Here is a 25,957-nt window from a genome sequence, read left to right on the forward strand (position 1 = left end):
TTACTCCCCTATGGTGATGGTGCAGGTGGTGCCTGCAATCAGCGTCAGTTCGGGCGGCACCTCCAGCAGCTTGATCCGCACCGGTACCCGCTGGGCCAGCCGTACCCAGGGCACATTGGGTTTGACGTCCAGCAGCAGGTTGTCGGCCCCCTCCACGCTCTGATCGTGGATGGCGCGCCCTATGCTCTCCACCTCGCCGCGCAGCCGCTGCTCCCCGCTGTAGAGCACCACCTCGGCCGGTTTGCCCGGCGCTATGTGCCTGAGCTTGGTCTCCTCGAAGTAGCCCTGCACGTAGAAGGAGTGGATGTCCACCAGCGCCACCAGCGGCACGCCGGCGCTGGCATAGTTGCCGACCCGGGTCTGCAGGTTGGTGATGTAACCGTCGCTCGCGGCATGCACCCGGGTCTTGGCCAGCGACCATCTGGCCTGCTCCAGATTGGCCTGAGCCACCTGGTAGGCCGCCCTCATCGCCTGGGCATTGAGGCGGGCCTCGTCCACCGCCTCGGCGGAGATGACACTGCGCGACAGGCCACTGCGCCGGCTCGCCTCGTGCTCCGCCTTGTCGAGATCCGATTTGGCCTTGGCCAGCGCCGCTAGGGCGTTGTCCAGCGCAATCCGGTAGGGCTCGGGATCCAGGGTAAAGATCTCCTCCCCCGCCTTGACCAGCTGGTTGTCTTTCACCGCTATCTTGATGATCTTGCCCGACACCTCGGGGGTGATGCTGACCAGCTCGGCGCGCACCTTGCCATCCCGGGTCCAAGGCCCCTGCATGTAGTAGTTCCACAGCCACCAGCCCGCCGCCAGCGCCAGCGCGCAGACCAGCAGGGTGGAGAAGTATTTGAGGGTCGCGAGGGGTGATTTAGCCATGTAGCAATATCCATAGGGCGCCGCTGACGGCGAGGATAAACAGGGAGAGATCCATCAGCAGGGGATGCCAGACATCCCCGCCGTAGAGCCAGTCACGCAGCAGGTGATGCACCGGCAGCCAGCCCAGCAGACCGAGCAGGACCGCCTTGAACAGGGGCGGAAAGTAGAGAGAGGCGCCCAGGATCAGATCCGGCAGGGCTGAAGTTGTCACAAGCGGGCTCCCTGTTGGCAAGCGAGATAATGCGGACTCAAGGCCCGCCCTGCGGCGGGTCTGGCAAGATTATCACAGCCCCGCAGGACGCTACAGAAGCAGATGAGACCCTACCGGTCAGACCAGCCGATCCGCCGGATGGTTGATGCCGTCGCGCGTCGGCACCTCGCCCAGCTCGAATGGATTGACCCCTTCGAGGCAGGCGAGGTTGTAACCATACTGGGCCGGATTGGAGCGACGCTGATGGTGGGTATAGATACCGCAGATGCTGCAGAAGTAGTGTTTGGCGGTGCGGGTATTGAACTGGTAGCAGCGCAGCACCTCCTCCCCCTGCAGGATGCGGATGCCGGACAGCGGCACCGAGGCGACGATGGCGCCCCGCCGCCGGCAGAGCGAACAGTCGCAGTGGCGCGGATCCACCACGCCGTCCGGCAGGGTCAACTCCAGCACCACGGCGCCGCAGTGGCAGCTGGCCTTGTGTCGCTCCTGGATGGGGGTATTGCCGATGCGCTTGATCATGCTGTCTCCTTGCAGACGGGTTCAGGTTCCGAGCCAATCAATCAAACAGGGTATCTCGCCGCCCCTGCAGCAGATGGTCATAAAGGGTGCGCAGCTGGGACGCCACGACCCGATGGCGAGAGAGCGGGGGCAAGTCATCGATGGAGAAGTACCCCGCCCCTTTGGTTTCATCGGTTTCGTCCAGCAGCTGGCCGCCGGTCACCTCGCACAGGAAGAAGGCCTTGTGAGCGTGGGGCAGCTGGGGCGGATGGGGGTGTTTGAGCTTGTCGAACAGCGCCAGCAGTTGCACGGCCCGACACGCCAGGCCGGTCTCCTCCACCACTTCGCGCACCACGGCCCCCGCCGGCGAGTCACCGATGTCGCACCAACCCCCCGGCAGCGTCCAGCAGCCATCGCTGCGCTCCTGCACCAGCAGGATATGGCCCGCATCGTTCTGAATGAAGGCCCGCACATCGAGCTTGGGGGTAGGATAACCGCTGTCGAGGGCGATCCAGTCGTCGATGGCTTCAGGTGCCAGCTCGCTCTGGCTGGCGATGAGCGCCACAGTGGCGGCGCGCAGCGCCTCGAAGCGGCCGATATCGAAGGGATCCTTGGAGTACGTGAGGCCCGCCTGCGCCGTGGCCAGCACCTGTTCCAGAAAGGCGGCCAACGGTGGTTGCATTATTAAAGCCCGAGGAAACGGACGATCTGGGCGGGGTAGCGCTCGAATGCCACGAAGGCGTGGTCGCCACCGCACTCCAGCGAGAGGCGGGCAAAACGGTATTCGTCCAGCGCCTTGCGGTAGTCGAGCACCTCGTCTTCCTGCTGTTGCAGTACCCAGAGCCGCTCGGGGGTCCTCACCGCTACCGCCAGCGCCCGCAGCTCATCCATGTGTTCAGGCAGCAGTAGATACTGCTCCCCCGTGTAGGGATTGGTCTGGGGGCCGAGGTAGTCGCAGAGCAGCTCGTGCGGGCGCACCGCCGGGTTGATCAGGGCGGCGTGGCAGCCATATCGCTCGCTGACCCGGGTCGCCATAAAGCCGCCGAGGGAGCTGCCCACGGCGCCAAGTTTGAATGCGCTGCCATAACGGCTCTGCAGATCGGCAATGGTCTGCTCGATGGCCGCCCAGGCCGCCGCCGGGGTGTTGGGCTGGGCCGGGATCACCACCTCGATATCGGGTCTGTGCTCGGCCACCCAGGCCGCCATTTGCTGCGCCTTGGCAGAACCGGGCGAGGAGTTGAAACCGTGCAGGTAGAGGAGTACGGGCTTCATCGCGACTCCTCAATAGCCGGTGGCATCGGGGTCGGGCACGAACTGCCCCACCGGCAGGCGCCACACCTGGCTGGCGATGCGGCCATCCGGGTAGAGGGTGAGGTAGCGCCAGCCCGGGCCGGACTCGTCCAGCGCGAAGCCATCGGAGAGCGGTTTGAACTGGATGCAGGTGGAGGGGCTGGCGATCAGCCGCACCCCGCGGTGCACCTCGTCAAACTCCTGGTGGACGTGGCCGAACAGTATGGTCTTCTGCTGCGGGTGGCGGGCCAGCACGGCAAACAGGTCGTCGGCATTCTTGAGATTGTGCTGATCGAGCCAGGCACAGCCCACCGGCACCGCCTGATGGTGCAGGGCGATCAGGGCATGACGCTCGGGATGCTGGCGCAGCGCCTGATCCAGCGCCGCCAGCTGGTGATCCCCCAGCACCCCGTGAGGTTTGCCGCGCACCTGGGTATCCAGCAGGATCACCTGCCAGTGCTCGCCTACCAGCTGCTTGGCCTCGCTGATGCCGGCCGCGTGCAGGTATTCGGTCATCAAAGGGCCATCGTCGTGGTTGCCGGGCAGCCAGTAGATGGGGCGCGCCAGCGGCGCCACCATGGAGGCGAAGCGCTGGTAGGACTCCGGACTGTGATCCTGGGAAAGATCCCCGGTGGCGAGGATCAGATCGAACGGATGGTCATTGGCCTGCACCCGTTCCAGCACGGCAGCCAGGCTCTCGGCAGTGCGCACGGCCAATAGCCGCCCCTCGGCACTCGCGAAGAGGTGGGTGTCGGTAATTTGCAACAGGCGCACACTGCCGTCCTGCGCCTGGGGTAGCTCTGTTTCCAAAATCACGCTTCTTTTTATGAGTTCAACTAGAGGATGTTTATCAGGCTGGTACCATGTCTGAGACAAAATTTTAGCCAATCGGCCAGAAACAGGTTTACCTGCTCCTTTTCATCCCGCTGGTGCATATTTTTATTGGGATAATCATAACGTGGTTGCAACCTTGAAATCTGTTGCGCCGCACACACTTCCGCCATCCGCACATCATGGTACAAACGAATCTCTATCCGGGCCTGCAAATAACTCGGCAATTCCGGGTTGTGCTGGGCCAGGATCACCTGGCTGGTGAAGCGGCTCTCCTCGCTCACCGTGAGCTGGAACTGCAGGCCGTTGCCTACCTGATAACGGCGTTCCGCCCCCACAGTGCCGCCCGGGGGCAGCAGCTTCATCAGGGTCATGTAGTTCACCTCACAGGTACGCTGCAAGGACATCAAATCAGGCACATAGCGCTTGGCCTGGGTATGAACGAGCGCCACCTCAGCGCTCCGCCAGCCAGCGGGCACGCAGCTCGCCGTGGTTGAGGGCCAGCCACTGCAGGGCGATGACCGAGGCGGCGTTGTCGATACGCCCCTCTTTGAGCCAGGCATAGGCCTGCTCGCGGCTCACCACGTGGACCCGGATGTCTTCCCCCTCTTCCGCCAGACCGTGGATCCCCTCGGCCTGGCTGGCATCCACTTCGCCCACGTAGACCTCGATCCGTTCGGTGCTGCCGCCCGGGCTCACCAGATAGCTGATGGCGTGCTCGCAGCGACCGACCTCGATGCCCGCCTCTTCCACCGCTTCGCGCCGCACCACGGCCTCGGCGGTCTCCCCTTCATCTATGATGCCGGCCACCAGCTCCAGCAGCCAGGGGGTGGCGCTGGTCTCGATGGCGCCGATGCGAAACTGCTCCACCAGCACGATCTGATCGCGTACCGGGTCGTAGGGCAACAGGGCGGCGGCATGGCCACGCTCGAACAGCTCGCGGACGATGGGCTCGTTCCAGCCTCCCGCAAACAACTTGTGCTGCAGGCGATAGATGTTCACCTTGAAGAAGCCGTTATATCCCGATGATTTATCGATGATTTTTACGTCATCAGCAGAGTAGTGACGGGTTTGGGGCAAGGCTTGCTGCGACATACGAGACTCCCACCAGCTTGACTTGGCTCGGTTAGACCATAAAATCCGGGAACATGAATGAACATTCATTCACTCGCTCCCGTCGGAGAAGAGGGATGGATTTTAGCAGCCACAGGGCATTTGGCTAGGCGCGAGGGGGAGAAAACTCACCCTCGCCCTTGACGTTCCTGTCGCTGGAAAAGAGACAGTTAGCATAAAATTTTGCTTATAGTAGAGTGATTAAGCTGAAATCAAGCTTGCTCAATGACAATACCCTCCTTCATCCAGCGACAGCTTTGGGTTAATACATAAGGTTAAAACGATCTATGAAAAGAACACTCTTGTCAGCCATGGTGTTGTTGGGCGTCAGCGCCGGCGCCCATGCCGAAAACCTGCTCGATATCTACCAACAGGCCCAGATCAAGGATACCCAGCTGCTGGAATCCAAAGCCAAGCGCGACCAGGCCTTCGAGAAGATCAACGAGTCCCGCGCCGCCCTCTTGCCGCAGATCAACCTGGGTGCCGGGCTGAACTACCTGCAGAACAAGGGTGACACCCAGACCAACAGCAACGCCACCGGTTCCCTGTCGCTGGATCAATCCATCTACCGCCGCAGCAACTGGGTCAACCTGAGCCTGACCGAGAAGAGCGCCACCCAGTCCGACGTGGCCTACAACCTCGAGATCCAGAACCTGATGCTGCGTACCGCCCAGGCCTACTTCAACGTGCTCAAGGCGATGGACACCCTGGAGTTCGTGCGCGCCAACAAGGCCGCGGTGGAACGTCAGCTGGAACAGACCCAGCAGCGCTTCGAAGTGGGCCTGACCGCCATCACCGACGTGCACGAAGCCGAGGCCGAGCGCGACCAGGCGCTGGCGGACGAGATCAACGCCGAGAACACCCTGGACAACAGCTACGAGAGCCTGCGCGAGCTGACCGGTATCGATCACCGTCAGCTGGACGTGCTCAACACAGATCGCTTCAGCCCGCAGAAGACTCCGTTCAACTCCGACAAGTGGCTGGAGCTGGCACTGGACAAGAACCTGCAACTGCACAGCGCACGCATCGGCAAGGATATCGCCAAGGAGCAGATCGATCTGGCCAAGACCGGTCATGAGCCGACCCTGGATCTGGGCGCCGGCCTCTCCAGCACCTACAGCGACTACAAGGACGAGATCCGCAACCCGGAGAGCAACGCCAATCAGGCCAACATAGGTCTGAACTTCAAGCTGCCGCTCTACACCGGCGGGGCGACCACCTCCCAGGTCAAGCAGTCCCAGTTCAACTACGTGGCCGCCAGCGAGCAGCTGGAGCGCAGCTTCCGCAACGTGCAGAGCACGGTGCGCTCCTCCTACAACAACGTGAACGCCAGCATCGGCTCGGTCCGCGCCTACGGCCAGTCCGTCATCTCCGCCGACAGCGCCCTGAAGGCGACCGAAGCGGGTTACGAGGTCGGCACCCGTACCATAGTCGACGTGCTGGACTCCACCCGCAAGCTGTACCAGGCCAAGCAGAAGCTCTCCGAGGCCCGCTACAACTACATCCTGAGCATCCTCTCCCTCAAGCAGGCCGCCGGCACGCTGGAACAGAAGGATCTGGAAGACGTGAACCAGGGGCTGATGCCAGCCGCTCAGGCCAAGAGCAAATCCTGAGCCGATTGATGGCAGCAAAAAGGCGACCCCAGGGTCGCCTTTTTCATCTCTGGCCTGCGGGGGTCGGTGGGTTCGAATCGCCGTCCAGCTCCCACCGCAGAGCATAAAAAACCCGGCCTTGGCCGGGTTTTCGCTTATCCGCGTTCGCGGATGGTCTTGATGATGTCAGTGGTGGAGCAGCCATCCTCGAAGTTGAGAACCCGCACCTCGCCGCCGTTGGCGGTCACCTCGGCGTAGCCGGCAATCTCTTCCGGCTTGTAGTCACCGCCCTTGACCAGCAGGTCCGGCAGCACCTCGGCGATCAGTCGCTGCGGGGTCTCCTCGGAGAAGGGCACCACCCAGTCCACGGCGCCCAGCGCGGCCAGCACGGCCATGCGGCGCTCGGTCGGATTGACCGGACGACCCGGCCCCTTGAGACGGCGCACCGACTCGTCGGTGTTGACCGCCACGATCAGGCGATCCCCCAGCTTGCCGGCATTGGCCAGGTAGGAGACGTGACCGGCGTGCAGAATGTCGAAACAGCCGTTGGTCATCACTACCTTCTCGCCACGCAGACGGGCGGCCTGCACGGCAATCTTGAGCTGGGCTTCGGACATGACACCAAAACCGGTCTCCTGCTCGGTGTAGAGCGCATTGGCCAGCTCGACCGGGCTGACGGTGGAGGTCCCCAGCTTGCCGACCACGATGCCGGCGGCGGTGTTGGCCAGGGCACAGGCCTCGTCCAGGCTCTTGCCGGCGGCCAGCGAGGTGGCCAGGGTGGAGATGACGGTATCACCGGCACCGGTCACGTCATACACCTCGTGGGCCTGGGCCGGCAGATGCAGCTCGGGCTGACCTTCGCGGATCAGGGTCATGCCGTTTTCGGAACGGGTGACCAGCAGGGCCTCCAGCTCGAAGCGCTTGACCAGCTCCAGCCCCTTAGCAACCAGCTCCTCTTCGCTCTTCACCTTGCCTACCACAGCCTCGAACTCGGACATGTTGGGGGTCAGCAGGGTGGCGCCGCGGTACTTTTCGAAATCGGTCCCCTTGGGATCGACCAGCACAGGGATCCCGGCGGCGCGAGCGCGCTGGATCATGCCGGGCACGTCGTTGAGGGCGCCCTTGCCGTAGTCGGAGAGGATCATCACGTCGCTATTTGGCAGCGCCTGCTCCACCTTGCCCATCAGCAGGGTGGCATCCACATCGTGGAAGGCCTCTTCGAAATCGAGGCGCAGCAGCTGCTGGTTGCGCGACAGCACCCGCAGCTTGGTGATGGTCGGATAGTCGGCCAGACGAACGAAATCACAGGCGACCTTGACACCGGCCATCTGGCCAGCCAAGGCATCGGCAGCCTCATCCTGACCGGTCAGGCCCAGCAGCACGGCGTGAGCCCCCAGGGCGGCGGAGTTGAGCGCCACGTTGGCGGCGCCACCCGGACGCTCCTCAATGTGTTCGACCTTGACCACGGGCACCGGTGCCTCGGGCGAGATCCGGCCGGTGGGGCCATGCCAATAACGGTCCAACATGACATCGCCAACGACCAGAATGCGGGCTTTTTCAAACTCGGGCAGGGTGATCTTCATCTGTATCGACTCTCAAAACCTGAAAAATCAGCCGCCGATTTTATCACACTCTTTTATTGGGTGTGAAAAAAGCGCGAGAGCGCCGCTTGGTGCTTTTCAGCTCTGACCAGGGCAGAGGCCATTCGCACCCGGACCCGCTTTTCGGCTAGAATCCCCCGATTGCGAGTAAAACGATCCGCTCTGGATATCCACGTGCCTTTATCGCCTCCCCTTATCCGGCCGGGTCTTCCCTGCCCATGGCGATTGCGAACAAGAGACTTTTCATGGCCCACGACAATGCTCCCCGTCTAGAACCCCGCCTGTTTCATCCCCGTTACTGGGCCAGCTGGTTCGGCCTCAGCCTGCTCTGGCTGCTGGTGCTGCTGCCCTGGCGCAGCCAGATGTGGCTGGGTCGCCAGCTCGGCAACCTGGCCCGCAAGGTTTTGAAATCCCGCGTCAAGGTTGCCCGCCGCAATCTGGAGCTGGCGATGCCCGAGTTGAGTCGGGATCAGCGCGAGACGCTGCTCAAGCAGAATTTCGAGAGCGTGGGCTGCGCCATCTTCGAGGTGGGCATGGCCTGGTTCTGGCCAGACTGGCGGATGCGCAACCTGATGAAAGTGGAAGGGGAAGAGCACGTCATCGCCGCCATGGAGAAGGGTCAGGGCATGCTGCTGCTCTCCTGCCACTTCCTGACGCTGGAGCTCAACGCCCGCTGTTTCGGCCTGGTGCGACCCGGGGTCGGCGTCTACCGTCCCAACACCAATCCGGTACTGGAGTATGCCCAGTATCACGGCCGCTGCGCCTCCAACAAATACCTGGTGGACCGGATGGACGTGAAGGGGATGATCAAGGCACTGCGCAACGGCGATGCGCTCTGGTACGCGCCGGATCACGACTACGGCAGCCATGCCAGCGTGTTCGTGCCCTACTTCGCGGTGGAACAGGCCGCCACCATCACAGGCACCGCCACCCTGGCGCGGGTGAAGAACACCGTCACCCTTCCCTGCTACAACATCCGCACCAGCGAGGGTTACACCCTGCATATCGGGGCGCCGCTCGCCGACTATCCAAGCGGTGACGACCTGGCCGATGCAGCCCGAGCCAACCGCGAGATCGAGGCCGCCGTGCGCAAGGCGCCGGAGCAGTACATGTGGCTGCACCGCCGCTTCAAGACCAGACCCAACCCGGAAGATGCGGGCTATTACTAAGTCAGAAAAGAGTGAAAAAGCCGCCGAAAGGCGGTTTTTTCTGGCCTGTTGCCGGTAAAGGGTTTTCATTCGTGGCTGAATATTTTATTAATGGCCCTGCCGAGCGGCGGGCCCCGGCCCGCCTGCAATACCAATAACGAAGGGAAGCGAACATGAAAGCCACTCTTTTGCTGGGCGCCCTGTGCGCATTGACCGGCTGCAGCCAGCAGAGCCACACCGTCCACCTGACCTCCCTCCCCTTAAGCGATCTCAAGGAAGTGAATGCCCAGTGGAGCCCGCTCACCCGGCTGGAGTCCCGCTACCCCAGAGAGGCCATCCTGGCGGAGCAGACCGGCTGCAGCTCCCTCGAGTACGTGATAAGTCCAGCGGGGCGGGCCGAGCAGATCCGGGTGCTGGAGAGCAGCGACCCACAGTTCAGCGATGCCGCCATCGCCGTACTGCAGCAGTGGCAATGGCAGGCCACCGCCGCCAACCCGCAGCACACCCCTGTCAAATCCCGCACCCGCTTCGAATTCTGCATCGAGCACAACGGCCAGCCCTGCGACACCAGTGCACTGGAACAGCGCTGTCAGGGGGAAGACGTGGTGCGCAGCACCGGGCTGGTCTACACCCAGGTCTGATCTGGCCTCGATTGCCTGCCGGCGACGCGCCCACCGCCAACCAAAGAAAAAGGTGAGCCAGGCTCACCTTTTTTGCATTGCAGGCGCGACCCAGCTCGGCTCATCCGCCTTGCCGGTGCAGCCAGGCGGCGATGGCCAGTTGCAGGCCCACGTAATCGGCCTGCAGAAACAGCGCCGGCAACGCCTGCTGCCAGTCGGCCTGCCCGGCGACCAAGGCCAGCCGCTGCCCGAGCCGGGTCAGGCTGTCGAGCCAGGCCGGGCTCGGCAACAGGTCGGCCGCCTCGGCAACCAGATCCATCCCCAGGCGCAGCTGCTGCAACGCCAGCGTCTGCTGCGCGGCGTCCGTCTGCTCCAGCCAGAACTGTTCATGGTGCTGCCAATGCCGCAGACCCAGGGTGATGCGTGCTACAGCACTCAGCTCGATAGCCGCGGGCAGGGATTGCAGGGCCAGCGGCTTGCCAAGCCCCGCCAGCCGATACCCGCGCTGGGCCTTGGACTGAGCCCCGAGGCGCAGGCCACCCAGCCCGGCCAGCTGCTCAGCCAAGCCAAACAGGGCGCTCGCCTCGCCAGATTTGAGCTCCAGCTCCAGCTCGTCGATGGGGCTCTTACCGAGCACGCCGACAATCTCCCCCTGATCCCAGGCCAGCTCGATTTCGGCCCCCTCGAAGGCGATCAGCCAGTGGCGACGCAGAAAGTCGGTGCGAAACTGGGCCACCAGGGCGCCCTGGATCCCGTCGCGCACCGCCAGGCTTGGCCAGATCGCATCGGGGAAGGCGGCCAAGGCAGGCAGATCGCCCTCGACGGGGGCATTGTATTCGGGTCTGGCATGCAATCCGCCCACCACCTGACCCCGACATTTAATCGTCTGTTCGGCAAAATCATCGCTGCGACGAATTCGCAATCCCATTTCCAGTCGGCGTAAATCCAGCGCGGGCGTATCAAAATAGACATTGCCGAGCTCGGCTTGGGAGCTGGATATAATTTCCAGTGAATTCAGAAGGTTGAAAAAAGGCTGTCGAATATCTCGGGAGACAAAAAACTTTATCTCGATCTCAGTTTGCATAGTCATTCCGGGCTGGCAGGCAACTTTGGGGGGCGTGATGCTAAGCGCGAGGATATAATGCCTGCGATACATCAGGATTAATTCACGGTTTTATTGATGGCGCAGTTCGGTTACCATGCGCCCCTCATAAAATCGTATCGAGTGTTTTTTCACCGACACAGGTTTGGCCATGCCAGTAAATACTATTTTGGGGCTTTTTGCCAAGTCCCCCATCAAGCCGCTGCAGAAGCATATCGTCAAGGTTCACCAGTGCTCCCAGCAGTTGGTTCCCTTCTTTGATGCCGTTGCCGAAGACCGTTGGGAAGATGCCGAGAAGATCCGGCAGCAGATTGCCCAGCTGGAGAAAGAAGCGGACATCCTCAAGCGTGAAATCCGTCTGAAGCTGCCCCGTGGTCTGTTCCTGCCGGTCGCCCGTACCGACCTGCTCGAACTGCTGACCCAGCAGGACAAGATCGCCAACCGTGCCAAGGATATTTCCGGCCGCATGCTTGGCCGCAAAATGGAATTCCCCTCCGAGATGCGGGCCGATTTCATGGCCTATCTCAAACGCTGTATCGATGCGACCGCCCAAGCCGAGAAAGCCATCGGAGAACTCGATGAGCTGCTCGAAACCGGCTTTAAAGGACGTGAAGTTGAAATGGTTGCCGAGATGATCCACCAGCTGGATCTTATCGAGGACGATACTGACACCATGCAGATCGGGCTGCGCCAACAGCTGCAAGCCGTTGAGCAGAAATACAATCCGATCGACGTTATGTTCCTCTACAAGATCCTCGAATGGGTAGGTGACCTGGCAGATCAGGCCGAGCGTGTAGGCGCCCGTCTGGAACTGATGCTGGCTCGTTCGTAATCGACTGACTGGGTAAAACACTGAATGGACATTATCGCGAATTACGGCACCACTCTGGTGCTCGTGGCGGCCTTGTTCGGCTTTTTGATGGCCTGGGGCATTGGTGCGAATGACGTGGCCAACGCCATGGGCACGTCGGTCGGCACCAAATCCCTGACCATCCGTCAGGCGATCATCATCGCCATGATCTTTGAATTTGCCGGTGCCTATCTGGCCGGTGGTGAAGTCACCGCCACCATCCGCAACGGCATCATCGACAGCAACGCCTTTGCCGCCACCCCGGATCTGCTGGTGCTCGGCATGATCGCCTCCCTGCTGGCCGCCGGCGCCTGGTTGATCCTGGCCTCCTACTTCGGCTGGCCCGTCTCCACCACCCACTCCATCATCGGCGCCATCGTCGGCTTCGCCGTGGTGAGCGTGGGCCCGGAAGCGGTGCAGTGGAGCAAGTTCGGCGGCATCGTCGGCTCCTGGGTGGTCACTCCGGCCATCTCCGGCGTCATCGCCTACTTCATGTTCATCAGCGTGCAGAAGCTCATCTTCAACACCGATGATCCCCTCAACAACGCCAAGCGCTACGTCCCCTTCTACATGTTCCTGACCGCGCTGGTGATCTGCCTGGTCACCATCAAGAAGGGGCTGACCCACGTCGGTCTGCACCTGAGCGATGGCGAGGGTATCCTGCTCTCCGTCGCCATCTCCATCGCGGTGGCCTTTGCCGGCTGGATCTACATCCGTGGCCAGCAGTACAACCCGCAGGATGACAGCAAGATGCACTTCGCCAACGTGGAGAAGGTGTTCGGCATCCTGATGATCATCACCGCCTGTGCCATGGCCTTTGCCCACGGCTCCAACGACGTGGCCAACGCCATCGGTCCGCTCTCCGCGGTCGCCTCCATCGTGGCGGCCGGCGGCGAGATCGGCGGCAGCTCCCACATCGCCTGGTGGATCCTGCCGCTCGGCGGCATCGGCATCGTGATCGGTCTGGCCACCATGGGCGAGAAGGTGATGGCGACCGTCGGCACCGGCATCACCCACCTGACCCCGAGCCGTGGCTTCGCCGCCCAGCTGGCCACCGCCGCCACCGTGGTGATCGCCTCCGGTACCGGCCTGCCCATCTCCACCACCCAGACCCTGGTCGGTGCTGTCATGGGCGTGGGTCTGGCCCGCGGTATCGCGGCCCTGAACCTGGGCGTGCTGCGCAACATCGTAGTCTCCTGGGTCATCACCCTGCCTGCGGGTGCCATCCTGGCCATCGCCATCTTCTACGTGCTGCAGATCTGCTTCTCCTGAGGCGCACCGCAGTGAAGAGCCCGGGTCATTGACCCGGGCTTTTTTGTCTCTCTTCCCTTGTCCATCCCTGTCAATGCAGGCTGCTTGCATCACCCGCCCGGCAGGCGCAGACTGTTTGGCCTTGTTTCGACTCAAGGCTCTCATCATGACACCAGCCATCAACCTGCTGAAAAAGCTCAAGATCCCCCACAAACTCTACCCCTACGAGTGCGAAGCCCACGACGACTTCGGCAAGCATGCCGCGACCCAGCTCGGCCTGCCGGAAGCCCAGGTATTCAAGACCCTGATCGCCCATCACGACAAGCAGGCAGTGGTGGCCATCGTCCCCTCGTCCGGCCTGTGCAGCCTCAAGCAGCTGGCCAAGGCCACCGGTCTCAAGAAGGTGGAGATGATGAAACCGGCGGAGGCCGAGAAGCTGACCGGCTACAAGGTGGGTGGCATCAGCCCGCTGGCCCAGAAGAAGCTGCTGCCCACCGTGCTCGACGACTCGGCCATGCAGTTTGACGAGATCCTGGTGAGCGGCGGCAAGCGCGGCCTCTCGGTCGGGGTAGCCCCCGCTGACATGCTGCGCCTGATGAAGTGGATTGCCGCCCCCATCGGCGAGCACCATGAATAACGCCTGAAACGACAGAGGCCCCGCGAGCGGGGCCTCGTTTGTCTTGTCACGGCAACTGGCCATCGGCACGACAAGCTGTGGTCAGTTCGGACAACCGCAACCGCTGCCTGCCGCGCTCATCGAAGTTGTCGGACGCCAGCCAGCGCGCAAAGCAATCCTGCAGCGCCGGCCACTCACGGTCGATCACCGAGAACCAGGCGGTATCGCGCGTCCGCCCCTTGTCCACCCTGCTCTGGCGAAAGGTCCCCTCGTAACTGAAACCGAGCCGCAGCGCCGCCTGCCAGGAGGGCTTGTTCAAGGCATTGCACTTCCATTCGTAACGACGGTAGCCGAGGGCAAAGGCATTGGCCATCATCAGCGCCATGGCCGCCGTCGCCAGCCTTGAGCGCTGCAGGGCGGGGGAAAAGTGCAGCCAGCCCACCTCTATGCTGCCCGCCAGAGGGTCGATGCGCAGGTAGCTGGCCAGCCCCAGCGGCTGTTCGCCATGCTCGTCGAAGATGGTGTAGAACTGGGGGTCTGTCTTGGCGGCACACTCTCGCAGCCAGACCAACATGTCCGCCTCCTCTGCGTAAGGGCCTGTGGTCAGATAGGTCCACATGGCCCCACTGTCGGCACTGAAAGCCTGCCACAGGCCGGGGCCGTGACGCTCGGGTTCCAACGGCTCCAGCCGACAGCCCCAGCCGTTGAGCGTGCGGCGGGGCGGAAACTCGGCGCCCCGCCAGTCGGGCAGCGGCGCTCCGACCGGCTGGTCGAACTCGTTCAGATGGATATCAGCAGCCACAGGCAATCCCTCCCGTTTGCAGCACGCCCGGTTCGCTACCAGTAGCGACCGCAAAACCGTCCTGCCGCCACCAGTGCAGGCCACCGATCAGCTCCTTGACCTGAAAACCGAGCGCCGCCAGCTTGCAGGCACCCCGGGTCGAACCGTTGCAGCCGATGCCGTCGCAATAGCAGACATAGACCTTGTCCCGCGCCAGCGCGGCCGTGCTGGCCGGGTTCATGGTGGCATGGGGGAAGCTGATGGCACCGGGGATGTGTCCCTCGGCGTAGTGACCGGCAGAGCGGGTGTCGATGACCACGATCCGCTCTTCGCCGGCCAGCAGATCGGCGGCCAGATCCGCCGGGTCGGTGCGAAAGGCCAGCTGGGCCTCGAAGAAGAGGCTGGCCTGTTCGGCACTGGCCAGCCCGCTGCTCAATACATGACTCATAGTGACGCTCCTTGTACTCACACCCGGATCCGGGTGGTGATGACTGTGGTGACCGAGTTGGCGATGAAACACTCCTCGTGGGCCTGGTGGTGCAACTGCTCCAGCGCGGCCAGATCCGGCTGGCGTTGACCGCCGAACTGCACCAGTGGCTGCAGGGTGACCCGGGTGATGGCCTGACGACCACGGGCATTGGCTTCCATGATGCCCACCGCCTCGTCCCGGTAGCTCTCCACCAGGTAGTCCGCCCTGGCCGCCAGCCAGAGGAAGGTGAGCATGTGACAGCTGGAGATGGCCGCGACGAAGGCCTCTTCCGGATCGACGTGCTCGGCCACCGACCAGGGTAGCGGCACCACGTGGGGGGATGAGGACGCCGGCACCCTGACGCCGCCGTCGAACTCCCACCAGTGGGCCCGGCTGTAGCGTTGATCGACGAAGGGCTCGCTAGCCCCGCGCTGCCAGCTGATGGTGGCGCTGTATTCCGACATGCAGACTCCTTTCTCAATTGCCAATCGTTGTGGATCCCGAACCTTGAGCCTCAATGTAGCGACATAATGGCCTTGCCACGCCGACCAATTTTGCCAATATGAGCAGACCAATTAGCGCCCGGGAGCTCCCCATGCCTGCCCTGCCCACCCTGTTTGCCACCCAGCAAGCCAGCGATCTGCCGCTGCACGAACAACTGGTGCGTACCCTGCGTTCGGCCATGCTGGCCGGCCACCTGCCCCAGCACAGCCGGCTGCCCGCCAGCCGCATGCTGGCCGCCGACCTGGGGGTCTCTCGCAGCACGGTGGAGCTGGCCTATGGCCGGCTGGAGGCGGAGGGCTATCTGGTGCGCAAGGTGGGGGCCGGCAGCTTCGTGGCGCTGGCGGCGGTCTCCCCGGCTCCGCGCCCGCCCCAGTCGGCGGCCGGTCTGTCGCGCCGAGGTCAGGAGATGGCCGACAGCGGCGCCTGCCACGACGTGCCCGAGGTGGGCCGCTCCTTTGCCTCCAGCCAGCCGGATCCGCGTCTCTTCCCCCAGGCCCTGTGGGGCCGGCTGATGCAGCAGCAGTGGCGCCGGCACGCCGGTGACTGGATGAACTACGGGGATCCGCAGGGGCTGGAGGCGCTGCGCGGCGCCATCAGCAGCTATCTGGTGCAGTCGCGCGGCGTGGTGTGCGAGCCGGATCAGATCCTGATCCTCACCAGCTCCCAGCAGGGGATCCTGCTGGCGACCCAGCTGCTGATCGATGCCGGCGATACCGTCTGGGTGGAGGACCCCGGCTACCCCGGGGCCCGCACCGCCATGGAGAGTGCCGGCGCCCGGGTGCACCCGGTGCCGGTGGATGAAGAGGGGCTCAAACCACAGGGGGATCACCCGGCGCCGCGGCTCATCTACACCACGCCGGCCCACCAGTATCCGCTCGGCGTGCCCATGAGCCTGCCGCGGCGGATGGCGCTGCTGGCCGAGGCCGAGCGGCACGGCGCCTGGATCCTGGAGGACGACTACGACAGCGAGTACCAGTACGATCAGCGGCCGCTCCCCGCCCTGCAGGGGCTGGATGGCCAGGGACGGGTGCTCTATGTGGGCACCTTCAGCAAGGTGCTGTTCGGCTCGCTGCGCCTCGCCTACCTGGTGCTGCCCAGGCCGCTGATGGAGTCCTTCTGTCGAACCCGGGCCGCGGTCGACGGCCACAGCAACCAGCTGCTGCAAGCAGTGACTGCCGACTTCATCCGCGCCGGCCACTTCGCCACCCACCTGCGCCAGAGCCGGCTGGTCTATCAGAGCCGCCGCGACCTGCTGCTGGCCGAGCTGGCCAGCCACTGCCCCGCCCTCACCCCCATCCACGGCGGGGCCGGCCTGCAGTGCGCCGTACGGCTGCCCCCCGGCGGCGAGGCCCGCTGGACAGAGGCCGCCAACACCGAGGGGCTGGGGCTGCGTCCCCTCGGCCAGTTCTACCTGGGCCCGCCGACGCAGGAGGGGTGGCTGCTCGGTTTTGCCTCCCTCGACAACCAGACCCTGCGCCACCTCTGCCGCCGGCTGGGCAGCCTGCTGGCAAGCGACCGACACGCCTGAACGGCTGGGGGCCGAACTATAATGGATGAAACAAAATCATAGAGCCTAGCCTGGATGTATAGACTCCTGTTCCTGCTTCTCTCCCTCCTCCTCTCCTCCACGTCGCTGGCGGCGACCCGCTTTACCTATATCAGCCCGGAGAGCGAGAAGGACCCGCGCATGACCTATGACAGGGAGCTGCTCCGCCTCGCCCTCGACAAGACCCGCGACACCTTTGGCGATTATGAGCTGCAACCAGCGCCGCCCATGACCAAGGCTCGGGTCCGGCTCAGTCTGGAGCTCAACAGCTTTACCAACCTGTTCGCCATGGACAGCTACAGCAGCGCGCGGGACGAGAAAGGGCTGGCCTATGTCCGTTTTCCTGTCCATCTCGGCATCGTCAGTTACCGCATCTGTTTCGTCAGCCCAGGCCAACAGGCGGCCATGGCACAGGTGCACGACCTCGAGGGGTTGCGTCGCTTCAGCTTCGGTCAGGGCAAGGGCTGGCTGGACGTGGAGATACTGCGCCATGCAGGCCTCAAGGTGGTGGAGGTCGACGGCTACGAGATGCTGTTCAAGATGGTGGCTCGCGGCCGCTTTGACCTCCTGTGCCGCGGGGCGAGCGAGCTGCGCAGCGAACTGCTCACCCACAAGGAGATCAAGGGGTTGAAGATGGACAGCTCCCTGCTGCTCTACTATCCGCTGCCCAGGGTCTTCTATACCAATGCCGCCAACGGCGAGGCCATGAGGCGGGTGGAGACGGGGCTGCAGCAAGCCTGGCAGGATGGTTCGCTGCAAGCCTTGTGGCGCCGCAGTTTCGGCCCTGCCATCGCCTTCGCCGGGCTCAAGCAGAGGCGGATGCTGAAGCTGGAGAACCCCTTCCTCAAGGGCATCAACTTCGATTACCAGCACTACTTCTACAACCCGGTGACGGATCGCTTCGGCAAACCCTGATGAGACTCAGCCCTGCTCGCGGCAAAGCGCCAGCCAGGCCTCGGCGGTGCGGGAGAGATAGCGCTCGCTCGGCCAGATCACCCCGAGCCGCCAGCTCAGCTCTGGCACCAGCGGCCTCAGCACCAGGCCGTCCGGCGTCAGCCGGCGGCAGATGGGCTCGGGCAGAAAGGCGACCCCCATGCCGCTGCGCACCATGGCGGTGAGAAAGTCCCACTGGCTGCTGCGCGCCGCCACCTGAGGCTCGAAACCGGCCGCCCGGCATGCCTGTTCCAGCCGCTCGCTCAGGGTGAAGGCCTGGGTGTAGAGCAGGAAGGGCTCGTCCCGCAGCGCCTCCAGCCGGATCTCGCCGCAATCCCGCCAGCGCGGCAGGTCGGGCAGCACCACCTGAATGGGATACTGATCCAGCTCCAGGACGCTCAAAGCACCCTCCTCCCTGGTCGGCAGCATGGTGATGGCGAGATCCAGCTCCCCTTCCAGCACCGCCTGCTCGATGCGCCGGCCACCGTACTCGACAATGGAGAGCTCGACCTTGGGGTAGCGGCTGCGATAGGCGCGGATCAGATCCGCATAAACGTGACCCACCATGGGCGGAATGCCGAGGGCCAGCCGGCCAAATTGCAGGCTCTGCAGATCGGCGAGTTCCGCCTCCAGCTGCTGCATTTCGGCCAGGATGGTCTGGGCCCGGTTGAACAATACCCGGCCGCTGTCGGTCAGGGTGAAGCGGCGTCCCGCGCGGCTCAGCAGGGGCTGGCCCAGCTCCTCCTCCATGTTGCGGATCATCTTGCTGATGGTGGGCTGGGTGACGAACAGCTTCTCGGAGGCGCGGGTGAAGCTCTGTTCCCGCACCAGTTCGACAAAGTAACGCAGGGCGCGGATGTCCATGGCGATCTCCTGACAGACGGCAAAACCGAATCATGCCTCTTTGGCATGATTTTGATAATTTTAATTCATTTTTTGCAGGTTTAACCCATCTCTATACTGTGAGCAAGTTCACAGAAAGACCCATATCATGAAAGCCCTCTCCCTTCGCTGGTTCCAGACTCCCTTCCAAATCGCCCTGCTGGCCGCCATCTGGCTGCTGGCCGATACCGCGGTGCGCACCCTCCACCTGCCGCTGCCCGCCAACCTCACCGGCATGCTGTTGCTGCTGGCCTGCATCCTGCTCGGGGTGGTCAAGGCCCAGTGGTTTGAAGCCGGCGCCCGCTGGCTGCTGGCGGAGATGCTGCTGTTTTTCGTCCCCGCCGTGGTGGCGGTGGTCAACTATCAGGAGCTGCTGTTGCAGGAGGGGTGGCGCATCATGGTGGTGCTGCTGGTGAGTACTACCCTGGTGCTCGGCACCACGGCGCTGGTGGTGGACAGGGTCTACCGCCTCGAGTTGAAACTGGCCCGCCGGAGTCGTCGCCATGTCTGATACCCTGCTCGGCCTGCTCTGCTTCGCCCTGACCCTGCTCTTCTACTACGCCAGCAAATGGCTCTACGGCAAGAAGCGCATCCTGCCGCTGATGCCGCTGCTGCTGGCGCCGACCCTGCTGGTGGCGGTCGTCATGCTGTTCCACATCCCCTATCAGGACTACATGGCCGAATCCCACTGGCTGCTCTGGCTGCTGGGGCCGGCCACCGTGGCCTTCGCGGTGCCGGTCTACGAGAACCGCCAGCTCATTCGCCGCCACTGGCTGTCGCTGTCGGTGGGGGTGGTCGCCTCGGTCATCATGGCGGTGGGCAGTACCGTGCTGCTGGCCCGCTGGCTTGATCTCTCCGACATGCTGCAGCGCAGTCTGGCGATGCGCTCCATCACCACCCCCTTCGCGGTGGAGGCGACCCGCGCCATCGGCGGTCAGAGCGATCTCACCGCGCTGTTCGTGGTGCTGACCGGCGTCATCGGCATGGCGGTGGGGGAGAGCGTGCTCACCCTGCTGGCCATTCGCAGCCGGCTCGGCAAGGGGGCGGGCTTTGGTGCCTCGGCCCACGGCGCCGGTACCGCCAAGGCCTATCAGATGGGCAACGAGGAGGGGGTGGTCTCCAGCATGGTGATGATGATAGCCGGCATGGTGACCGTGCTGCTGGCGCCTCTGCTGGGTCAGCTGTTCTGGTAGCGATCCCGCGGCAGGTCAAGGGCGCAGGTTCCGGCGCCGGAGAGCCCGTCCTGACGCCATCAACCGCTACACTCAACTCAATGTGACAGTAGTGAGCGGTATGATGAACCACAGAACGATGATCCTGGGGCTGCTGGCCGGCAGTCTGCTCTTCTCCCCCCTGCTGCCGGCCGCGGACATAGTGACCTATGTCAGCCCGGAGAGTGACCGGGATTTGCGTTCCCTCTACGGCCAGCAGCTGCTGCAGCTGGCCCTGGAGAAGACCCGCGACAGCTTCGGTGACTACGAACTACGCCCGGCCCCGTCCATGAGCCGGACCCGGCTGCGCCAGGTACTGCAATACAACCTCTACCCCAATCTGCTGGCCATCGACAGCTTCCCGCGCCCGGAGGGGAGCCACCATCTCGACTATGTCCGCTTCCCGGTGGATCTCGGCATCCTCGGCTATCGCATCTGCTTCGTCAGCCCCAAGCAGCAGCAGGCCGTGGCCCGGGTGCGCACCCTCAGCGATCTGCAGCAGTTCATCCATGGCCAGGGCCGCGGCTGGCAGGACGCCGACATACTGCGCGCCGCCGGCTTCAAGGTACAGGAGGTCGAGGGCTACGAGCGGCTGTTCAAGCTGGTGGTGCGCGGCCGGGTTGACCTCTTCTGCCGGGGTGCCAACGAACTGCTGAGCGAGCTGGATACCCACAAGGATCTGGGGCCGCTGACGGTCGACCAGCACCTGGCGCTCTACTACCCCTTCGTCCACCTCTTCTACAGCCACAAGGAGAACCAGCGGGCCCTGCGCCGGATCCGGACCGGCCTGCAGCTGGCCTGGCAGGATGGCTCACTGCAGGCGCTCTGGCTCAAGACCTACCAGCCGGCGCTGGCGTTTGCCAGGCTAGACCAGCGGCAACTGTTCAGACTGGACAACCCCCTGCTGCAGGGGCTCGACTTCGATTACCACCCCTATCTTTACGATCCCCTCACCCAGCGCTTCGGACCGGGCGAGCCCGCCACCGGCAAACCCTGACCTCGCCTCTGCCGCTCACGGCCGGGAGAGTCACTACACTCAGAAGAGTCTCTGCTTTTCACAGGAGCGCATGATGCACTGGACCCCGCTGCTCGCCCTGCTGACGGCCATGCCCGTGCTGGCCGGCCCGACCCTGTTCACCTACATGAGTCCGGAGAGCGAGCACGACCCCAGAAGCACCTATGATCGCGAGGTCCTGCGCCTAGCGCTGGAGAAGACCCGCGCCAGCCATGGCGACTACCGGATGCAGGCCGCCCCTCCCATGACCCTGGCCAGGATGTGGGTCAGCCTGCGCTTCAACCACTACCCCAACCTGTTCGCCATGGACAGCTATCGCGCCGATCGGGACATGAGCGGCATCGACTACGTGCGCTTTCCCATCCATATCGGCATCGTCAGCTACCGCATCTGCTTCGTCAGCCCTACCCGCAAGGATGAGGTTGCCAAGGCCACCAGCCTGGATGAGCTGAAGCGCTTCGACATCGGCCAGGGCAAGGGCTGGCTCGATGTAGAGATCCTGCGCCGGGCCGGCTTCAAGGTGCTGGAGGTGGAGGGCTACGAGCAGTTGTTCAAGATGGCGGCGCGCGGTCGTTTCGATCTTTTCTGCCGCGGTATCAACGAGTTGCCTCAGGAAAAGCTGAACCACAAAGAAGTGGAAGGGCTGATGATGGATGAGAGCCTGGCCCTCTACTATCCCCTGCCCCGGGTCTTCTTCACCCACAACGGCAACCGGCAGGCCATCGACCGGGTGCAGCAGGGGCTCAAGGCCGCCTGGCGCGACGGCTCCCTGCAGGCGCTCTGGCTGAAGGCCTTCAAGCCCTCCCTCAGCTTCGCCCACCTCAATACCCGCCGGCTGTTCCGGCTGGAAAACCCCTACATCAAGGGGATCGACTTCAACTACCAGGCCTACTTCTACGACCCGGTGCATGAGCGCTTCGGTCCCGGTGACTAGGCGGCCACCCGCCATGCCGGCGCGACCATGAAAAAGCCCGGGTCACTGACCCGGGCTTTTTTGTCCATGCCTCGTCTCCATGCCTCGTCAATCCTCGAGGAAGGTCCACTCGTCGCGCACCCGGCTGATGGCGTCGAGCCGGCGCTTGGCCAGCTGCTCGCGGATGGCCTCCCCCTTGAAGCCGGCCGCCACTATCTCCTTCACCGGTACCGCCTGGGCTGCCGCCAGCGCCTGCGCCACATAGTCGGGTTCGGCATAGACCCGCTCCTCGAAGCCGGTACGGCCGTGAAAGTCGGCCCGGCAGGCGTCCAGCAGCTGGGCGAAGCGCTCGGGCTTGCGCCAGGCATCGGCCTTGTCGAACACCTTGAGCAGGGTTGCGGGCTTGAGCTCGAAGGCGATGTGGATATGGGTGTGCAGGTCGCTCACCAGCAGGGCCAGGTCACGACACTCGTTCGGTACCCGGAAGCGCTCGCAGAAGTCGCGGATGAGCGGCAGCCCCTTCTGGCCGTGACCGTGGTGGCTCGGCCAGAACTCCGGCGGAGTCAGACCCTTGCCAAAGTCGTGGCACAGCGCCGCGAAGCGCACCGCCAGCTCCGGCGAAAACCGACAAGCCTGAGCCAGCACCATCATGGTGTGGATGCCGGTATCGATCTCCGGGTGCCACTTGGCGGGGGCCGGCACCCCGAACAGGGCGTCCAGCTCGGGGAACAGGGCGGCCAGAGCGCCGCACTCGCGCAGCACCTCGAAGAACACCTGCGGGGTCGGCCCTAGCAGTACCTTCTCCAGCTCCTTCCAGACCCGCTCCGGGGTCAGGTGGGCCAGCTCGCCAGCCTCGGTCATCTCGCGCATCAGCGCCAGCGTCTCGGGGGCCACCACGAAACCCTGGGCGTGGAAACGGGCGGCGAAGCGGGCCACCCGCAGGATGCGCAGCGGATCTTCGGCAAAGGTGGGGGAGACATGGCGCAACACCCGTTGTTTCAGATCCTCGATGCCGCCATAGGGATCGTGCAGTTGCCCCGCCTCATCTTCGGCGATGGCGTTGACGGTGAGATCCCGGCGCAGCAGATCCTGCTCCAGCGTCACCTCCGGCGAGGCGTGGCAGACGAAGCCGGTGTAACCCTGCCCCTGCTTGCGCTCGGTGCGGGCCAGCGCGTACTCCTGCTGGGTCTTGGGGTGCAGAAACACGGGAAAGTCGCGGCCCACCTGGGTAAAACCCAGTGCCAGCATCTGTTCCACGGTCGCCCCGACCACCAGGTGATCCCTGTCCCCCTGCGGCAATCCCAGCAGGCGATCCCGCACCGCGCCCCCAACCAGATAAGTCTGCAAGCTCTGTCTCCCTTGATAAACCTGTCCCGATTATACCGGTTTGGCCGGTGGAGACTATGGCTGCCCCCATTCCCCGTCGGCGGGAACGAGCCGACGACGGCCCCATGAGAGGCAAAACGCCCCTCGCCAGCAGCCTCGCCAGCCAACCCGGCAGCGCCCTTTCTCCCGCCGGCAAATCAGGGTGCGCGCTGGCCCCCCTTATGGCATCCGGGTCTTTGACATCCCTTGGGGGAGGCTTTAACCTGCCGCCCATAACAACGGAATGGATCCTTATGTACACACAGTTCTTCGGTCTGTCGGAGCACCCGTTCTCCATCTCGCCTAATCCCAAATACCTCTACATGAGTGAACGGCACGGGGAAGCCCTCGCCCACCTCAACTACGGGTTGCAGGATGGGGGCGGCTTCGTGCTGCTGACCGGGGAAGTGGGCACCGGCAAAACCACCGTCTCCCGCTGCCTGTTGCAGCAGTTGCCGGCAGAGACCGAGATCGCCTACATCCTCAATCCATCCCTGACCGAACGGGACCTGCTGGCGGCCATCTGCGACGAGTTCCAGCTGGGCTATGGCCAGGATGCCGGCCTCAAGCAGCTGTTCGACCTTATCCGCGATCACCTGCTGGCCAATCTGGCGGCTGGCAAGCGCAGCGTGGTGCTGGTGGACGAAGCCCAGCACCTGCTGCCCGGCGTGCTGGAGCAGTTGCGTCTGCTCACCAACCTGGAGACCGACGAGAAGAAGCTGCTGCAGGTGGTGCTCATCGGCCAGCCCGAGCTGCAGCAGATGCTGCGCCAGCCCCTGCTGCGCCAGCTGGCCCAACGCATCACCGCCCGCTACCACCTGCTGCCGCTCTCCTGCCAGGACGTGGATGCCTATGTCCGCTTTCGTCTGCAGGTGGCCGGCTGCGTGCAGCCCATCTTTACCCCCAAGGCGATCCAGACCCTGCACCGCCTCTCCGGCGGCATCCCGCGCCTCATCAACCTCATCTGCGACCGTGCCCTGATCGCCGCCTTCGCCCGCGGCAGCCACAAGATAGTGCACGGCGACATCAGCCTGGCGGCCTTCGAGGTGAGCGGCATCCGTGACGAGGGCACCTGGCAGTCCGGCCTGATGGTGGCGCTGGTTGGCGCCTTGCTGGTGGCCACCGGCTGGTGGGGCTGGCAGTTCTTCGGCGTCTTCCCGACCCGCCCGGTGGTGACGGTGGAGGTGCCGGTCAAGGTGGACGACACCCCGGAGCAGCAGGAGCAGCTGACCCGCGCCATCAATCAGGCACTGGAGCCGGACAGCGCCATGCAGAATCTCTACAAGGTATGGGGCTACCAGACCGAACTGGAAGAGGCCACCTGCGACAACGCGCCGCGCGCCGGCCTGCGCTGCCAAGAGGGCGAGGCCTCCCTAGCGGAACTGCAGACGCTGCAGTATCCCGCCCTCGTCAGCCTGACCGACGAGACCGGCGGCACCTATTACGCCACCCTGGTCAACCTCGGCCCCGACAAGGCCAACCTGCTCATCGGCAACCAGAGCTGGCAGGTGGACAGGCAGTGGCTGAGCGATTACTGGGGGGGCAGCTACACCCTGCTGTGGCGCATGCCCAAGGGCGGCGTCACCCTGATCGGCAACAACGCCGGCCCCACTCAGGTGCAGTGGCTCGACAACGCCCTCAGCCGGGCCCTGCAGCAGCCGGATCGCAAGGTCCGTCGCTTCGATGCCGAGCTCAAGACCAAGCTGCAGCAGTTCCAGCGCGAGCAAGGACTGACGCCGGACGGCATCGCCGGCAGCAACACCCTGCTGCGCCTCAACGTGATGGCCGGCGAACCCATGCCGAAGCTGGAGGATGACGCCCAGCGAGCCAGCAAACCGGCCAAGCTGGATCCGGCAGAGGATGATGCCATCAACACACTGTCGGAGGAGGCTTCCTGATGTCCACCCTGCTCAAGGCGCTGCGGCGGGCCGATCAGCCCCAGTTCACCCCGCACATTCCGGCGATGGGGCTGCCGGTCAGCCAGGATGAGGAACAACCCAGGCGCTGGATCTGGTGGCTGCTGGCCCCGCTGGCGCTGGTGATGGGGGCTGCCGCCAACTATGGCTGGCACCTGCTCAACAACCGCCCCATCGAGAAGACGGTGGAGGTGAAGGAGGTGGTGACCCCGCCCTTCGTACGGGTCGAGCCCAAACCGATGATCACCCGGCCGCTGCCACCGCCGCCGCCCGAGCCCGTGATCACCCCCAAGGCCGATGCCCAGCCCGCACCGGCGCCCGCCGACAGCAGCCAGGGGCTGGCCGAGCGCATCCTCAATGCCCTCAACAACACTCCGCTGCGGGATCAGGGCGCGCCGCCGCAGGTGCCGGCCGAGCTGCAGGCCACGCCGCTCAGCGCTCTGCCGCAGGCGCTCCGCCAACAGGTACCGCCGCTGGCCTACGGCGCCCACGTCTTCTCCTCCAACCCGGCCAACCGGGCCGTGAGGTTGAACGGGCGCACCTACCGGGAAGGGAGCGAAGTCGCCCCCGGCGTCACCCTGCTCGCCATCGCCCAGGATTACATCATCCTGCAGGTGGGTGGGCAGAATGCCAGCCTCAAGGCGCTGCAGGACTGGCGCGGCTAAACCGCGCATACCACCGCCATTTCAAGAGGGAGCCTGAGAGCTCCCCTTTTTAATCAATGACATGAGAACAAAGTGAGCAGTCCGAGCAACACCACCTTCGCCAACCGGACGTTGCACTGGTATCAGCGCCAAGACCGCTACACGTTAGTCAATTTAGTTTTAAATCA

General features: G+C 64.0%; 29 protein-coding genes. 14 read left to right on the forward strand and 15 right to left on the reverse strand.

What is annotated here, in order from left to right; all coding sequences use genetic code 11:
- The 8 genes from I6L33_RS01375 to nudF form a co-directional block, all read right to left on the reverse strand.
- Complete coding sequence (locus tag I6L33_RS01375) at positions 1 to 867, reverse strand: HlyD family secretion protein (RefSeq protein ID WP_042006176.1); 867 nt, start codon at positions 865 to 867, stop codon at positions 1 to 3.
- Complete coding sequence (locus I6L33_RS01380; protein ID WP_005305321.1) at positions 860 to 1,078, reverse strand: DUF1656 domain-containing protein; 219 nt, start codon at positions 1,076 to 1,078, stop codon at positions 860 to 862. The genes I6L33_RS01375 and I6L33_RS01380 overlap by 8 nt, the downstream gene beginning before the upstream one ends.
- 117 nt (positions 1,079 to 1,195) lie before the next feature.
- Positions 1,196 to 1,597, reverse strand: coding sequence for a GFA family protein (locus I6L33_RS01385; RefSeq protein ID WP_042006178.1), 402 nt, complete (start codon positions 1,595 to 1,597; stop codon positions 1,196 to 1,198).
- Positions 1,598 to 1,634: 37 nt separating this feature from the next.
- Positions 1,635 to 2,258, reverse strand: coding sequence for an NUDIX hydrolase (locus I6L33_RS01390; RefSeq protein WP_042006180.1), 624 nt, complete (start codon positions 2,256 to 2,258; stop codon positions 1,635 to 1,637).
- Positions 2,259 to 2,260: 2 nt separating this feature from the next.
- Complete coding sequence (locus I6L33_RS01395; RefSeq protein ID WP_042006181.1) at positions 2,261 to 2,848, reverse strand: YqiA/YcfP family alpha/beta fold hydrolase; 588 nt, start codon at positions 2,846 to 2,848, stop codon at positions 2,261 to 2,263.
- Positions 2,849 to 2,857: 9 nt separating this feature from the next.
- Complete coding sequence (gene cpdA / locus I6L33_RS01400; RefSeq protein ID WP_126880572.1) at positions 2,858 to 3,676, reverse strand: 3',5'-cyclic-AMP phosphodiesterase; 819 nt, start codon at positions 3,674 to 3,676, stop codon at positions 2,858 to 2,860.
- Positions 3,677 to 3,702: 26 nt separating this feature from the next.
- Entirely contained in the window at positions 3,703 to 4,149 is a 447-nt protein-coding gene (locus I6L33_RS01405) for a DUF1249 domain-containing protein (RefSeq protein ID WP_010636038.1), read from the reverse strand.
- Between the two features lies 1 nt (position 4,150).
- Positions 4,151 to 4,792: an ADP-ribose diphosphatase gene (nudF, locus tag I6L33_RS01410; RefSeq protein WP_026139168.1), complete on the reverse strand. Its 642-nt coding sequence runs from the start codon at positions 4,790 to 4,792 to the stop codon at positions 4,151 to 4,153.
- 305 nt (positions 4,793 to 5,097) lie between these two features.
- Here nudF and tolC point away from each other — a divergent pair, with 305 nt between their 5' ends.
- Positions 5,098 to 6,423 (forward strand): outer membrane channel protein TolC, encoded by a 1,326-nt coding sequence (tolC, locus tag I6L33_RS01415; protein WP_139397736.1) that lies wholly within the window; start codon positions 5,098 to 5,100, stop codon positions 6,421 to 6,423.
- 134 nt (positions 6,424 to 6,557) lie between these two features.
- Here the strand turns inward: tolC and hldE are convergent, their stop codons facing one another.
- Positions 6,558 to 7,985: a bifunctional D-glycero-beta-D-manno-heptose-7-phosphate kinase/D-glycero-beta-D-manno-heptose 1-phosphate adenylyltransferase HldE gene (gene hldE / locus I6L33_RS01420; protein ID WP_010636035.1), complete on the reverse strand. Its 1,428-nt coding sequence runs from the start codon at positions 7,983 to 7,985 to the stop codon at positions 6,558 to 6,560.
- Positions 7,986 to 8,248: 263 nt separating this feature from the next.
- Between hldE and lpxL the strand changes: the two genes are divergently transcribed.
- Both lpxL and I6L33_RS01430 read left to right on the forward strand, forming a co-directional pair.
- Complete coding sequence (lpxL, locus tag I6L33_RS01425) at positions 8,249 to 9,172, forward strand: LpxL/LpxP family Kdo(2)-lipid IV(A) lauroyl/palmitoleoyl acyltransferase (RefSeq protein WP_005305350.1); 924 nt, start codon at positions 8,249 to 8,251, stop codon at positions 9,170 to 9,172.
- 152 nt (positions 9,173 to 9,324) lie between these two features.
- On the forward strand, positions 9,325 to 9,792 hold the full coding sequence (locus I6L33_RS01430; RefSeq protein WP_010636033.1) for an energy transducer TonB: 468 nt from the start codon (positions 9,325 to 9,327) through the stop codon (positions 9,790 to 9,792).
- Between the two features lie 100 nt (positions 9,793 to 9,892).
- On the opposite strand, the gene I6L33_RS01435 is transcribed toward I6L33_RS01430, so the two are convergent.
- Positions 9,893 to 10,855 carry an inorganic triphosphatase gene (locus I6L33_RS01435; protein WP_201990289.1) on the reverse strand — a complete coding sequence of 321 codons (963 nt, stop codon included), beginning with the start codon at positions 10,853 to 10,855 and terminating at the stop codon, positions 9,893 to 9,895.
- Positions 10,856 to 11,024: 169 nt separating this feature from the next.
- Between I6L33_RS01435 and I6L33_RS01440 the strand changes: the two genes are divergently transcribed.
- From I6L33_RS01440 to ybaK, 3 genes are all read left to right on the forward strand, one after another.
- The gene (locus I6L33_RS01440; protein ID WP_005305357.1) at positions 11,025 to 11,705 is read left to right on the forward strand and encodes a TIGR00153 family protein; all 681 of its coding nucleotides are present in this window, start codon (positions 11,025 to 11,027) and stop codon (positions 11,703 to 11,705) included.
- A 24-nt stretch (positions 11,706 to 11,729) separates the two neighbouring features.
- Positions 11,730 to 12,995, forward strand: a complete 1,266-nt coding sequence (locus tag I6L33_RS01445; RefSeq protein ID WP_005305360.1) for an inorganic phosphate transporter — start codon at positions 11,730 to 11,732, stop codon at positions 12,993 to 12,995.
- 145 nt (positions 12,996 to 13,140) lie between these two features.
- Positions 13,141 to 13,611 carry a Cys-tRNA(Pro) deacylase gene (gene ybaK / locus I6L33_RS01450; protein WP_005305363.1) on the forward strand — a complete coding sequence of 157 codons (471 nt, stop codon included), beginning with the start codon at positions 13,141 to 13,143 and terminating at the stop codon, positions 13,609 to 13,611.
- A gap of 46 nt (positions 13,612 to 13,657) precedes the next feature.
- Here the strand turns inward: ybaK and I6L33_RS01455 are convergent, their stop codons facing one another.
- Genes I6L33_RS01455 through I6L33_RS01465 form a run of 3 tightly spaced genes read right to left on the reverse strand, consistent with a single transcriptional unit; the run spans position 13,658 to position 15,304 of the window.
- Positions 13,658 to 14,392, reverse strand: a complete 735-nt coding sequence (locus I6L33_RS01455; protein ID WP_124249283.1) for a GNAT family N-acetyltransferase — start codon at positions 14,390 to 14,392, stop codon at positions 13,658 to 13,660.
- On the reverse strand, positions 14,382 to 14,819 hold the full coding sequence (locus tag I6L33_RS01460) for a rhodanese-like domain-containing protein (protein ID WP_025201106.1): 438 nt from the start codon (positions 14,817 to 14,819) through the stop codon (positions 14,382 to 14,384). The genes I6L33_RS01455 and I6L33_RS01460 overlap by 11 nt, the downstream gene beginning before the upstream one ends.
- Positions 14,820 to 14,836: 17 nt before the next feature.
- Positions 14,837 to 15,304, reverse strand: a complete 468-nt coding sequence (locus I6L33_RS01465) for an OsmC family protein (protein WP_124249282.1) — start codon at positions 15,302 to 15,304, stop codon at positions 14,837 to 14,839.
- A 131-nt stretch (positions 15,305 to 15,435) separates the two neighbouring features.
- On the opposite strand from I6L33_RS01465, the gene I6L33_RS01470 reads away from it, so the two are divergent.
- Together I6L33_RS01470 and I6L33_RS01475 are read left to right on the forward strand one after the other, a co-directional pair.
- Positions 15,436 to 16,872 carry a PLP-dependent aminotransferase family protein gene (locus I6L33_RS01470; RefSeq protein WP_216973436.1) on the forward strand — a complete coding sequence of 479 codons (1,437 nt, stop codon included), beginning with the start codon at positions 15,436 to 15,438 and terminating at the stop codon, positions 16,870 to 16,872.
- 54 nt (positions 16,873 to 16,926) lie between these two features.
- Positions 16,927 to 17,805: a hypothetical protein gene (locus I6L33_RS01475; protein ID WP_139397730.1), complete on the forward strand. Its 879-nt coding sequence runs from the start codon at positions 16,927 to 16,929 to the stop codon at positions 17,803 to 17,805.
- A gap of 6 nt (positions 17,806 to 17,811) precedes the next feature.
- Here the strand turns inward: I6L33_RS01475 and I6L33_RS01480 are convergent, their stop codons facing one another.
- The gene (locus I6L33_RS01480) at positions 17,812 to 18,687 is read right to left on the reverse strand and encodes a LysR family transcriptional regulator (RefSeq protein WP_017782498.1); all 876 of its coding nucleotides are present in this window, start codon (positions 18,685 to 18,687) and stop codon (positions 17,812 to 17,814) included.
- Between the two features lie 127 nt (positions 18,688 to 18,814).
- Between I6L33_RS01480 and I6L33_RS01485 the strand changes: the two genes are divergently transcribed.
- From I6L33_RS01485 to I6L33_RS01500, 4 genes are all read left to right on the forward strand, one after another.
- Positions 18,815 to 19,216, forward strand: a complete 402-nt coding sequence (locus I6L33_RS01485; RefSeq protein WP_019839011.1) for a CidA/LrgA family protein — start codon at positions 18,815 to 18,817, stop codon at positions 19,214 to 19,216.
- Positions 19,209 to 19,898, forward strand: a complete 690-nt coding sequence (locus tag I6L33_RS01490) for an LrgB family protein (RefSeq protein WP_019839012.1) — start codon at positions 19,209 to 19,211, stop codon at positions 19,896 to 19,898. Before I6L33_RS01485 ends, I6L33_RS01490 begins: the two co-directional genes overlap by 8 nt.
- A 118-nt stretch (positions 19,899 to 20,016) precedes the next feature.
- A complete protein-coding gene (locus tag I6L33_RS01495; RefSeq protein WP_185450424.1) occupies positions 20,017 to 20,913 on the forward strand; it encodes a hypothetical protein in 897 nt (298 codons plus the stop codon).
- Positions 20,914 to 20,986: 73 nt separating this feature from the next.
- Positions 20,987 to 21,865, forward strand: a complete 879-nt coding sequence (locus I6L33_RS01500) for a hypothetical protein (RefSeq protein ID WP_216974093.1) — start codon at positions 20,987 to 20,989, stop codon at positions 21,863 to 21,865.
- Between the two features lie 87 nt (positions 21,866 to 21,952).
- Here I6L33_RS01500 and I6L33_RS01505 read toward each other — a convergent pair whose 3' ends face one another.
- Positions 21,953 to 23,191, reverse strand: a complete 1,239-nt coding sequence (locus tag I6L33_RS01505) for a multifunctional CCA addition/repair protein (protein WP_216973437.1) — start codon at positions 23,189 to 23,191, stop codon at positions 21,953 to 21,955.
- 272 nt (positions 23,192 to 23,463) lie between these two features.
- Here I6L33_RS01505 and exeA point away from each other — a divergent pair, with 272 nt between their 5' ends.
- Both exeA and exeB read left to right on the forward strand, forming a co-directional pair.
- Positions 23,464 to 25,107, forward strand: a complete 1,644-nt coding sequence (gene exeA / locus I6L33_RS01510) for a type II secretion system protein ExeA (RefSeq protein ID WP_042006191.1) — start codon at positions 23,464 to 23,466, stop codon at positions 25,105 to 25,107.
- On the forward strand, positions 25,107 to 25,790 hold the full coding sequence (gene exeB, locus I6L33_RS01515) for a GspB family T2SS assembly factor variant ExeB (RefSeq protein WP_216973438.1): 684 nt from the start codon (positions 25,107 to 25,109) through the stop codon (positions 25,788 to 25,790). Before exeA ends, exeB begins: the two co-directional genes overlap by 1 nt.
- The last annotated feature ends 167 nt before the right edge of the window (positions 25,791 to 25,957 follow it).

It is taken from the genome of Aeromonas sp. FDAARGOS 1403 (genome assembly GCF_019047325.1).
Classification (GTDB): domain Bacteria; phylum Pseudomonadota; class Gammaproteobacteria; order Enterobacterales; family Aeromonadaceae; genus Aeromonas; species Aeromonas dhakensis.